At 41.1% G+C, this 11576-nt stretch carries 9 protein-coding genes and 1 pseudogene; 2 read left to right on the top strand and 8 right to left on the bottom strand.

What is annotated here, in order from left to right:
• Nucleotides 1–137 precede the first annotated feature (137 nt).
• The 5 genes and pseudogenes from IM322_RS00900 to IM322_RS00880 form a co-directional block, all read right to left on the bottom strand.
• Nucleotides 138–599 (bottom strand): annotated as a pseudogene (locus tag IM322_RS00900) (prepilin-type cleavage/methylation domain-containing protein); the annotation flags it as partial.
• Between the two features lie 225 nt (nt 600–824).
• On the bottom strand, nt 825–1298 hold the full coding sequence (locus tag IM322_RS00895; RefSeq protein WP_287676342.1) for a tRNA (cytidine(34)-2'-O)-methyltransferase: 474 nt from the start codon (nt 1296–1298) through the stop codon (nt 825–827).
• 204 nt (nt 1299–1502) lie between these two features.
• A complete protein-coding gene (locus IM322_RS00890) occupies nt 1503–1844 on the bottom strand; it encodes a hypothetical protein (protein WP_002754608.1) in 342 nt (113 codons plus the stop codon).
• A gap of 313 nt (nt 1845–2157) precedes the next feature.
• Entirely contained in the window at nt 2158–2859 is a 702-nt protein-coding gene (locus tag IM322_RS00885) for a hypothetical protein (RefSeq protein WP_287676341.1), read from the bottom strand.
• A 182-nt stretch (nt 2860–3041) separates the two neighbouring features.
• Nucleotides 3042–4085, bottom strand: a complete 1044-nt coding sequence (locus tag IM322_RS00880) for a DNA cytosine methyltransferase (RefSeq protein WP_287676340.1) — start codon at nt 4083–4085, stop codon at nt 3042–3044.
• A 1329-nt stretch (nt 4086–5414) separates the two neighbouring features.
• Between IM322_RS00880 and IM322_RS00875 the strand changes: the two genes are divergently transcribed.
• Nucleotides 5415–5822 carry a general secretion pathway protein GspE gene (locus IM322_RS00875; protein WP_287672946.1) on the top strand — a complete coding sequence of 136 codons (408 nt, stop codon included), beginning with the start codon at nt 5415–5417 and terminating at the stop codon, nt 5820–5822.
• A gap of 65 nt (nt 5823–5887) precedes the next feature.
• Complete coding sequence (locus tag IM322_RS00870) at nt 5888–6178, top strand: DUF3082 domain-containing protein (RefSeq protein ID WP_079209266.1); 291 nt, start codon at nt 5888–5890, stop codon at nt 6176–6178.
• A gap of 110 nt (nt 6179–6288) precedes the next feature.
• Here the strand turns inward: IM322_RS00870 and IM322_RS00865 are convergent, their stop codons facing one another.
• From IM322_RS00865 to IM322_RS00855, 3 genes are all read right to left on the bottom strand, one after another.
• Complete coding sequence (locus tag IM322_RS00865) at nt 6289–7938, bottom strand: alpha/beta hydrolase (protein WP_287672944.1); 1650 nt, start codon at nt 7936–7938, stop codon at nt 6289–6291.
• A gap of 215 nt (nt 7939–8153) precedes the next feature.
• Nucleotides 8154–9812, bottom strand: a complete 1659-nt coding sequence (locus tag IM322_RS00860) for a Ppx/GppA phosphatase family protein (protein ID WP_287672943.1) — start codon at nt 9810–9812, stop codon at nt 8154–8156.
• Between the two features lie 179 nt (nt 9813–9991).
• Nucleotides 9992–11203 carry a pentapeptide repeat-containing protein gene (locus tag IM322_RS00855; RefSeq protein WP_287672942.1) on the bottom strand — a complete coding sequence of 404 codons (1212 nt, stop codon included), beginning with the start codon at nt 11201–11203 and terminating at the stop codon, nt 9992–9994.
• Nucleotides 11204–11576: the final 373 nt, after the last annotated feature.

Genomic DNA, 11576 nt, shown 5'->3' with positions numbered 1-11576 from the left:
TTCCGAAAGTCCTTGACTTGTTTCAGTTTTTCTATTAAGCTCAACATATATTTAAAAGGTTGCCGGTCACTTCTCATTTTACCTGACGGTGATCGCTTTTACTTTTGATATTCTGATGGGAGAATGAAACAGCCCTACCCTAACCCCCCCTTTGTATCGGCCCAACTAGCGCGATAAATTGTACCGTGATTACCCACAGGTCCACTAACTCGGCGTAGGGTAGAATTATCAGTATCGATGCTAACACCACGAGTGATGGGAGTCCAATCGGTGACATTTTCACATTCGTCCCCTTGTACTTTTGCCACTTTAATCTGTTCGGTTTCACTTTCTGCCATGCACAAAGATAGGGGATGAGAACCTTCTCCTGTGGCTTGATAACGGGTATTTTTCCACTGTTGTGATATTTCAAAGGTGGCGATATTTAAGCGAATCCAAGCCATTAAACGATGATAAGCAGAAAGGGCAATAGTTAAGAGAATTCCTAATAAAATTAGGGTAACTAACATCTCGACTTGAGTTAAGCCAGAGGTGGATTTTTGCCGATTAAAAAGCTGTAAATTGCGAAAAGTATTGGGAGGAAGGTCTAAGATATTCATGAGCCTCATCTTGCCTTTTTATTTTCAATAAATTATGTAATTACAAAGGAGCAACAATTAACTTGCGCTAGGATAATCCACATAATTTCTTGCTGTTATTACGGACAAGATTGATGGCGATTGCTATTTTTTCTGCTCCGGGCAAAAATCAGCTAAATAAAAGCAATTTTCTAATTTTTTGGTCAATTCAGTTTATTTGCTCTGTTTATATAGCCAAATGTCCCGCTAACGAATAAATCCCAGTTGTCGTCTGGCCTCAAATAATCCGATTGCCACACTAACGGAAAGATTTAAACTTCTCACCCCCGGTTCCGCCATGGGAATATACACTGTATGATCACATTGATTTAATAAATCTGCCGGAATACCGTCGGTTTCACTGCCAAAAATTAGCCAATCTCCGCTTTGATAGCTGTATTCCACATAACTGCTGCTGCCGCGCACAGTAAACCCGATCGCCCTTCCGCCGCTCTTTTGTTGATAATCACAGAATTCATTTATTGTCAAGTGGTACATAAGTTTTACATAGGGCCAATAATCTAAGCCGGCGCGCTTCAGATAGCGATCGCTAATTTCAAAACCCAAAGGACCGACTAAATGCAATTCTGTCCTCGTTGCGGCGCAAGTACGGGCAATATTCCCCGTATTTGGCGGAATTTGCGGATTGATTAAAACCACTCGTAAAATCGCTTCAGTCATCAGTTATCAGTCATCAGTTATCGGTTATCGGTTATCAGTTATCAGTTATCGGTTATCAGTTGACTGTTTACAGCAAAAAACTCCCCACCTCTCAATTCATAATTCATAATTTATAATTTATAATTCCCACTTTCCTATTGCTTGTTCCCTTATCTTTATGGGTGAGGACTAACTATACTGCATTCTGCCCCACCCTAGTCAAACTTATTTTAAATTGGCATAACTATCCATACTCAACGGAACTAAATCGCCATGGATTGTCAAACCTAATAACATTGTTTCATTAGCGGGGATTAGCTTGCCCGTAAGAGCGCAAATCTCATTTTTTCTAGCTGTAGCGTTAAATACCGCCCTTATATCGCCAGCACAAAACTGAGGTCGATAATCTCCTGATTTCTGCTGAACGAAATTCCATAAGACATCGCGAATGAGTGCTTGATAACCTTGATTGCCGGAAATCTCTTTCAGCTTGTCTTTGAGGACTCTTTCTAGACGAATGCTAGTGACTTCCATCTCGGTGGTGGTGGTGCGTGTAATTGTCCGCATAATTTTCTTCTCCCAAATACTAAACATATTGGTGTTACAAGTGTAGTATAAGAGAGATACCTTTCACAAGCACAACCGGCGAAACCATCACCTCTGCTGCTCTTTTATTGTTACCTCTAAGGGGAAACCGCATCTAGTCAGAATCCTAATTTTAGTTTATAGCCTATTTATTAAGAAAATTTTAGGTAGAATGCGTTAGGTAATCTCTTATTTTTAGGAAAAAAATCAAGCTCTCGTTAAGGAACGTATATTCAATTAGTAAAACTTATTACATAAAGTACAAGAGAGCAATTTATTCTCCTTATTTACGTTATTATTCGTCAAGTAAACCGTCTTTAATTTCCCTTCTGATCTCATCTAAGTATTGGGAAGCTTGCTCATAATCTCTCTGATTAATATCGGCAATTTCTAACCCTTCTGCTAGTTTTAATACTGATGTGTGATTGGGATCAATAAATTTTGGGATCGGTAATTTGATCGGGATAACTTGATGATTAGAAAAATAGGTAGCAAAATCAAAATAGCCTAATTTAGAATCAAAAATAATCCATTCTTTGTCAATTAACTGTAGCTTAGGCTCTTTGACATCAAAAGCGTATAAAAAGGCGGCAGCATAAAAACCAGCATAATATAAAAAGTCATCATTATTGCTGATGCTAAACCTGAAAGCACCAGAAGCTGTAGTGGGATGACCAGGACATATATGAGGTATAAATTCTTCTCTAGAATGATATTTTTTTATTTTTTCTAACACATAACTATCGTATTTAGGACGAAAACAACATACGGTATGACCATAGACAGACGTTAAAAAAAAGCTATCTCCTTTATATCTAAATCCCAAGGAACACTCATCATAACTTAAATCAACCATATCTCCTCCCTCTCCATAGTCTCTATTGTTAGAAGTTTTCTTGTAATAGAAGCTATAATGAATATGTCCATCCGTGCCATTATATTCTTTTTTTCGGAGACGAATAGCATTGATTAATTTAATCCAGTCAGACTTGAGCATAAACAGCAATACCATTGATCAAATAATTAACTATTATTATAGCAGTTATCTTAACGGTGAGATAGGAAGTTTTGGTTTTGGGGAGCCAGTCGTCGGTCGTCAATACCAAATTAGTTTATACTTCATCTTTATAAGAAACGCTGTAATATACCCAAACCCCTAGAAAAAATTGTTATTGTTCCTCAGATTGACAATAGATCTAATTGTCTCCCCTGTAGTTCTTTACCCCTGATATTTTCTTGAGAATCTCTGGATAAATCTAAAGCTTTAATCACCTCTTTTGCCACCGCTTCCACCACGGGAATAGCCACAGAATTACCGAACTGTTTATAAGCTTGGACATCGCTAACAACAATCTGAAAACTATCAGGAAACCCCTGTAATCTTGCCCATTCTCTGGGAGTCATTCGACGGACAAATAATTTATTTACCTCTCCCTTAATACGAGTAACGGGAGTAAAATTAGTCAGTCTTTGATCGATAACTAAATTTCTTTCTTTTCCCATACCTCCCACCACAATCGCATTAGCGATACCATCGGGAGAAATAATCTCATACCCAAAACCATTACCTTTATCTTGATGTCTAGCTTTGTGTTTAAATAAAGTTTCTAAATACTGATTAGAGAGATAATATTTAACGCTGACTTCCTTTTCTTCTAGGATATCTTCGAGACAAGTTTCTTGCTGGGTTGGTTGGGGATAGGAAAAATGGTAAATATTTAAATCCTCTCGAAAACCGACGATAAAAATTCGGGGACGGTTTTGAGGAACCCCAAAATATCTGGCATTTAAAATCTGGGGACTAGGGACAAAATAATGCAAATCCTTTTCTAATATATCTAAAATAGTTTTTAAAGTTTTACCTCGATCATGATGGACTAACCCCTGGACATTTTCTAAGATAAAAGCTTTCGGTTTCTTTTCGTGTAAGATACGGGCAACTTCAAAAAATAAGGTTCCTCGTGCATCTTCAAAACCATGTTTTCTGCCGGCGATACTAAACGCTTGACAGGGAAAACCGCCGCACAGTATATCATGATCGGGTACAGTTTTTGCCTCTAATTTCCTGATGTCTTGATTATCGGGTAAATGACCATAGTTAGCCAAGTAAACCTTTTGGGAGTGAGGATCGATTTCCGAAGAAAAAACGCATTGACAACCGAGATTCTCTAGGGCGATTCTAAATCCTCCTATCCCAGCAAATAAATCAATAAAAGTCCACATATTTTATCTATTCTAAGCTTTAGTTTTGATCCCTGAGACGATATTAAACCGGCTATCTTAGATTTTAGTATAAATGCTCGAATCTTTCTCGCCACTTCCCCTATCTCCCCATCTCCCCTGTCCGCATAATTTTTTTCTCCCAAATACTAAACAGATTGGTGTTACAAGTGTAGGATAAGAAAGATACCTTTAACAGGCATAACCTAGAAACCATGACCTCTTCTGCTCTTTTGATTTTTACCTCATGCCTATTTTTCCCATTTTTGAACCCTCGAAAATTAATTATGCAACAGGTCCACTGTTAATCCAGTGAGAGTCAAGCATAAACAGCGATAGCATTGAGCGAATAATAACTATTCTTGAGTACCTAACAGCATTTTTCTTGATTCATGGCAGGTATACTACTCCCCTCTCCCTTTCTGGGAGAGGGGTTGGGGGTGAGGGTAATTAACTATTTCTGCCATTACTTTAGAAAAATGGTATAAGCAAAATTAATTATACATCTAAGCCGTCAGTGGAACGCTTTTTGCTGTGATCAGTAAACAGTGAACTAAAAACTTAAATCTGATCCCTGATAGCTGTCTCCCGTCTCGGGGTCTCCCGTCTCGACTAGGAAATTAATTTTGCACGACTACTTATAAGTAGCCGACAATAAATTTTCTTTTACCTGTTAGCTGCGGTTAAAAAATGGGAATACTAAGGGATGTAGTGGGTTGTACAGTCTTTACTGGCTCTATTCCATGTCATCAGCAAACGAGAAACTTCAGACCAAGCTGCCTTCCTTTGCTCAAAAGTTAGTGCAATCGGGTTATCGAAAATTTGGGAGCATCTCACCTTTGTAACCCCTAAATCAGGTTTTTATGTAAAGCTATTTTGAAAGGCTTGCTAGAAACCAGTTTTATGGATAAGTATAATTACTCACTTGAATAAATGAGATGCTCCCGAAAATTTGGGTTGAAAACCCCGTCCTTTTAGGACGGCTTTAACCTACAATGGAAAAAGCGATAACCAAGCTAAAAACTGAACCTTGACCACAGATAGTAGGGGGTTTCGTTCAGAAAAGACTTCAAATTCGGCCTTGAACGAGTAAAACTTTCTAGTAAATAAGGTTGAACATGAGATTTTTTCGACTTGTTCAAAGTGGCCGTCCGGCATTCGGACAATCAAAACGGACGGGTCGGAAGACATAAGACTACCGCTAAGGTAGCAGTATCCTGGGTCGCGTCAACCCCATTCAACGACCATCCTAAAAAGGTGGCGTGGTGAGGAATCACCGCTCGTTTACGGCGGTGAGGATGTCAAACTACCCTAGAGGAAATCGAGCGCGTCATGGCTGATGAATTAACTTTGCCCTCCCTCTCTGCCGCCAATAATCCTGAGATTCCCTCGGATGTTTTCGGGAGAATCGAGGCGATCGAGCAGTTATTACAGGCTCTCAACCGTGAATTACAGTCACTAAAGCGGGAAATTAGCCTAAATTCGCCCACAGCTTCCCCTGAGAGCGCAAATACGACTATTCTCGACCAGGAGCTGCCTGATTTGACTAATCCAGTCCTTCCTTCCCGAAACTGGTCATCGGACAAGGAAACGATCTTTTCCGCTGCCCCTGTTTATGAGGAGTTAACCGACCCCGGCGATTGGGAACAGTTAAAACGGCAACTAGACGCGAATCAAGAACTGATCGCCTCCTCGCAAGTCGATACTTCTTTTCCTTCCGTCCTCGATCCTTGGTCCTAGTCGGGTAAAATGCTGGGGAAAAGAATTAAAATTTAACCCGGGCAATATTTGAGGACTAAAAAGTAATGACCACAGAATTAGAAACCAAAAAAGTTACTCCTACTCGCTGTTTGGTTGGTGCGGCAATTTCGGCAGCATTGGGGACCATTCTCTATTATCTCACAGCAGCGATCGGTCATTCTTTTTACTCAAAACCAATGGTTGCTCACAGTCCGATCGCCTTGAGAATTGGCAGCGCTGTCCGCACTTTAGTTTTTGGTTTAGCTTCTCTAGGAACCTTTATTTTTGCTTTTGTCACCATTGGTTTAATTCTTTTGGCTATTCAATTACTACTTAAACGCCCTCAACAAATATAAATTATGAATTATGAATTGGAAGTGGGGAAGTGGGTAAGTGGGGAGCTTTTCAGTGATCAGTAAACAGTAAACAGTGAACTGATAACTGATAACTGATAACTGATAACTGATTAACGGACATTTTGAGCGATAAAATCTTCGATGAGTTGTTCTAAAGCGGCCGAGGAGGCGCGGGTAATCAGAAAACATCTAAACTCCTGGCCTTGACTGAGATATTGGGAATAGGCCGCCTGTAAAAAAGGTTTATAGCCGGGGTTTTTGCGAATATACACCTCAAAAAAGGCCAAAGATAGGGAATGGGCGTAACTATCGATCACATAGGGTGCGGGCAGGGTAAGATCGGCTATGGATTCGATCGCTTCGTTAATTCCCGCGTCTAGTACCGAAAAATCGACGTGAGCTTGACCTTCAATCAGAGCTAAATATTTATTTTCGGTGTTGAGCAGGGGAAAAGAGCGCACCTGTTCAAAAATAGCGGGGGTAGCGGGATCGTAGGTTCCTGCCGCTACAAAAGTGGGAATTTCGATCTTAGCTAGTCCTTTAGCCCCGAAAATACTCCAATTAAACGGATTAACCGCAAAAATCGCTTTGATTCTCGGATCGCGAAAGTTGTATTCTTCTCGGGGTAAATCCAAAGCACGACACTGCAGCAAGAGGGAGACATTGAGAAAAGCTAATCTTCTTTGGCAGTCCCGTTGTAAATTCTCGAAATCGATCGTCGCTCCACCCACGGCTAAGGCTGTATAACCGCCGAAGGAATGTCCACCAACTCCCACATTATCTACATCTAATTGCCCCTGAAATTCCCCCGCGTTGCGTCTTTGCAATTCATCGATCACAAAAGATATGTCCAATGGACGATTGACAAATTCGTTGCTATCAAAAACCATCCCCGATAAACCGGCGAGCAGATTCTGCACCTGTAGGGTATCACTGCCGGGGTGTTGGGGCATGGCGACGAGATAACCGTAACTAGCCCAGTGTTCCGCTTGTCGGAGAAAATCTTCGGGACGAGAAGCTAAACCGTGGGAAAAGACAATAACGGGGGTTTTCTGGGTTAATTGCCCCTTGGGTTTCACAATGATTAGATAAAGTTCCCTCTGACGACGGCTATCGGTTAAATCCAGCCGCATTTGTTCTACTTGTCGCGGTCCCGGTTGTCGGGGGTCGGTCATGGCGGTAAAATTAATTTCACCAGCCTTTTTAGCTTCTTCTAAGGATAATTGCGCCACCTTTTCCGTGAATACTGTGGTCGCTTTCAGGACGATATCGATCGCCCTAGCTAATCTTTGCACTCTTGTCACATCAATCTGCATATTAGTGGGCAGATTACGCAGCAGGTTAAGAATAGTTACCCCTCCCGGTTCAAAAGCTGATTTAATTAGGGCAGAACGCAGAGCGAATTTACCATTAATACCCCCTTGAATGGTGATCAGTTCCCCTAAAAGGTTGAGGATATCTTCCCCCATTGTGGTGTTAAAAAAGCGCGAGATCAGGACGGGATTAATTTCTTTACTTGTGGTTAAAGCTTGGCGAAATTCTCTTTGTTGTTCGGGTGTGGTATTACCTAAATATTGTCTTAGATTAGCGTCAATTCTGCCAGTCTCGACAAACTTTTCTAGGGAACTAATTTCTAGGGTACGACTAAAGGGCGGTAAGATAAAAGTGATTCTCTCGGCCGAGAGGACAGGAAAGCTAGTCAGTATCGTTCCCAAGCAACCAAGAGCGATCAAGCGACCAATTTTAGCTAATTGCAACAAGTTTTTCGGCTCCTTTTCTTTCTGCGATCCTATTCCCTCTGGATTATAACAGTAACCTTTCAGTTTTTAACCGTTTTCTTGCTTGACTATCAACAAAAATTATCAATTTGCCACGGTCGATAATCTTGACCTAGAATAACGGGTAACAAGTCTCGAAAATTCCAATCTCGCCGATTTCAAGCTACCTAATACCGGCGGTAGTCAATGATAACCGCTCACTGCTCATGGTTTAAGGGTAAAAATGCCAAAGTTGCCACTACTTTCACCCCAAATTCTTCCTCAAAAACAGGTTTTTTATAGTCTAAACTCCACAATTCTAAAGCACAATCATCTTCAGCATTATTGGGAAAAAGATGCAGATGTAGGGTTCTATATTCAGGATCGTACTTACATTCAATCTTTTTAATCGCTCCTATTTGTCGCCGATCTAAAGCCACAGCCAAGCGCAGTATAGCACTTAAATGTCTGACCATATACTGATAGTATTCAGTTAATTTCATAAAATCATCGTGCCTTTTCTTCGGTTTACTTTTGCGGTGATAACGAGCGATATTAGCGATAACTTCTAACTCTATTTCCGTATAGCCCAACAGTTCCCCATTGCGAATTAAATAATAGGAATGTTTATGATGGGCAGCATGACTAACATATAAACCACTATTATGCAGTATAGCCGCCGCCCATAATAAATCTTTAGCCTCCTGATTCCAAGAATGTAATTGTGCTTGGGTTTGCTCGAACAAAGACAGGGAAAATGCCGCTATTCTCTCAGCAGATTCTAAATTAACTTGATACTTTTTCGCTATTTTCAAGACACTGCGCTGACGGATTTCACTCTGATAAAGTAACCGATTATCAATTAAACCGTGCGTCAGCATCCAATCGACGATTACCCCTTCTCGCAAGGCCCTTTCACAGAGAACTAACTTATCAACATCTAACATGGTCATCGCTTCCAAAAGCACGATCGAACCGGCTAGAATTATCTCGGCCCGTTTATCGGACATCCCCAGAATTGCCAGTCTTTGGTGATAGTCCAAAGTGGCGAAACGTTTGACCAATTCTTTGACATCTTTGCGGGTTAATTGATAGCCATTTAAAGGATTGGGAATTTCCCCCAATTTCTCCAAAGCATGGATAGTCATCAAAGTTTCGATCGTCCCAGAAGTTCCCACTAAACGCGGCACTTCTCCCAGCTGTAAATGATGTTTAATTTCCGACCCTGCCCGCTCTAACATTCCGCGGGTGTATGCTCTTAAATAGGCTAATTCTGTGGGAGTAATGGGATCGGTGGTGATGAAATCTTGGGTCAAACGCACAGCCCCGATTTTGGTACTACTAAGAAAGCGAATTTCTTGACTATCAGCTAAGATTAATTCTGTGGAACCACCACCGATATCGATAATAATATGGGCTTGATTTTGGAAATCCATTCCCGAGACGACACCGAGATAAATCCGGCGCGCTTCCTCCTGTCCGGAGATGAGATTTACAGAAATACCGACTTCTTTCTCGATTAAAGCCAAAAATTCGTCGCCGTTGGTCGCTTCCCGGGTGGCGCTAGTGGCAACGGCAATAATCTGATCCGCATGGAGACTAATAGCCAGATCGTGACAGCGTTTTAAAGCGGCGATCGCTCTTTCCATTGCCGCTAGGGTTAATTTACCGGTTTTCCTATCTCGATCGCCCAGACGGACTGTATCCTTTTCTCTGGCAATAATCGTAAAAGCGGGTAAAGACGGTTCAATTTCCACTACTACCATGTGAACCGAATTCGTACCAATATCGATCGCCGCTAGGATTTGGACATCGGAGGCTTTTCTAAGGGGCGCTAGTCCCCGATTGGGTATAACTTGATTAGAAATATTCACCATCGCTTATCAGTGATCAGTTACCAGTCGGGGGATAGGGGTTAGGGAAAAGGGCAAATAACCTTATTTGGCATCGGGATGTAACTCCGCCGCCTCTGACACCCGCTCGATCGGGGTTGGTCTTATTATCCCTCTAATTGCCCGCCTCGGAGCCGCAATTTTAGCTTTGTATAGCAGTTATCTTATTCGTCAATATACAATTTTCGCTGCTCCAGGGCCAATTGCCGGAATTCCCCTTCCCCAAATTCTCCCTGCCAAGGACGGCGCTCTCGATCGCACTCGACTAAATAGATATAATCACAATCAACCCCTTCTAAATTGGTATTTTCGGCGATTTTCCAAGCTTCGATACAAGCACCCGTCAAGGTGGCTCCCTGTAAATTTGCTCTCATCACGTTACTATGGGCTAAATTTGCCCCTTCTAGATTAGCGTAGGCTAAATTTGCCTCACTGAAATTTGCCCTAGTCAGGTTGGCATTTTTTAAGTTAACCCCGGAAAGATTTAGTCCGCGAAAATTATAGCCAATATAAGCTTTATTTTCCCCTTGACCAGTAACCAGAAGATTTCTCATCGCAACTTCGTCCAGAATTGTCTTTTCCCAGCGCGCTCGCTCGATGCCCGATACCAGATAAAATCGAGTTCTAGTTAAATCTTTTGCCCTTAAATCAGTGGCTTTTAACTGCGCTCCCGTGAAATCAGCTTCTTGCAGATTTGCCCCGAAAAAATTTGTACCTTTACTGGCTAAAAAAGCAATTGCCATCGATTTCGTGACCGTTGCTCTCGATTCTTCTAAGGATAACCAGGCTAGATAAGCGGTGAATAAAGTAACACAAACCCCAACAATCAAAGCTATAGAAAAAGTTACATTCATCACGGCTATTCCTGCTAATGCTCCTTGAAAAGCTAGTATAATTACTGTTAATAAAGTTAAAATTAAGCTAATAAGAATTGCTAGAATAAAACTTATTGCTTGACCAGAAATCAAGGATAAAACTAAGGGCAATCCCCCAACTCGTTGACGATAAAATATTCCGTAAATTAGAGATAAAATTGTAATTATCACCGCACCAATGATTTTAAATTCGGTTACATCTGTCACCAGCATTAAAGCTAGATAATAACCAGCTAATCCCCACAGAAAGCCGCAGATAGCCGCTATTAACCAAGAAATTAAGATTAATTGTAGCCGACCGCGCTTTAGTAATCCTGCCCTGGCCTCTGTAAATTTAGTTCTCTCTAAAATAGCCCCTTGAAAATTAGTGCCACGGAGATCGGCTTGACTAAAATTAGCCCCCGATAAATTCTTTCCGTGAAAACACTGTCCTTTTAATTTTACTCCTGTAAAATCGCGTTTCCCTTTGGCATATAAATCTAGTACCTCACTTGCTCTCATAGAAATTACAGAGTTCTGTTTTTTGCTTGATTGATTAATGTAATTCATAAGCTGCCCGCGTATTTAAATTGCTTGTTGAGATCAGGCAAGAGGCAACAGGCAAGAGGCAACAGTAAAGGGATTGAGGGAGATTTAGCTAATCTCGGTTAAAATGCGTTTTAGCTTAACAACTATCTATTATCTTTTTAAAATTAGCTTTGGTTATTTTTGTTGTAATTTATTAATTAGGGTCTGCTGAAAAAGTTTTTCGGTGGGGGTTGGGGGTTGGGGGTTGGGGGATGGGGGATGGGGGATGGGTTTTACCGATTTTCAGGTGGTCAACTACCTAATTTTCAGGGAAAAAGTACCTGAATTTTCCCCCTGATCACTCCCA

This window comes from Microcystis sp. M109S1, from assembly GCF_020247025.1.
Lineage (GTDB): Bacteria > Cyanobacteriota > Cyanobacteriia > Cyanobacteriales > Microcystaceae > Microcystis.
The sequence above is the reverse complement of the archived record's forward strand: the minus strand, read 5'-3'. Positions and strand labels throughout refer to the sequence as shown.

What these genes read in the sequence shown, in the direction of transcription:
- IM322_RS00895 (WP_287676342.1), bottom strand. Translation starts at nt 1,298, where the DNA reads ATGACTGAAGCGATTTTACGAGTGGTTTTAATCAATCCGCAAATTCCG.
- IM322_RS00855 (WP_287672942.1), bottom strand. Translation starts at nt 11,203, where the DNA reads ATGAGAGCAAGTGAGGTACTAGATTTATATGCCAAAGGGAAACGCGAT.
- IM322_RS00880 (WP_287676340.1), bottom strand. Translation starts at nt 4,085, where the DNA reads ATGTGGACTTTTATTGATTTATTTGCTGGGATAGGAGGATTTAGAATC.
- IM322_RS00885 (WP_287676341.1), bottom strand. Translation starts at nt 2,859, where the DNA reads ATGCTCAAGTCTGACTGGATTAAATTAATCAATGCTATTCGTCTCCGA.
- IM322_RS00875 (WP_287672946.1), top strand. Translation starts at nt 5,415, where the DNA reads ATGGCTGATGAATTAACTTTGCCCTCCCTCTCTGCCGCCAATAATCCT.
- IM322_RS00890 (WP_002754608.1), bottom strand. Translation starts at nt 1,844, where the DNA reads ATGCGGACAATTACACGCACCACCACCACCGAGATGGAAGTCACTAGC.
- IM322_RS00860 (WP_287672943.1), bottom strand. Translation starts at nt 9,812, where the DNA reads ATGGTGAATATTTCTAATCAAGTTATACCCAATCGGGGACTAGCGCCC.
- IM322_RS00870 (WP_079209266.1), top strand. Translation starts at nt 5,888, where the DNA reads ATGACCACAGAATTAGAAACCAAAAAAGTTACTCCTACTCGCTGTTTG.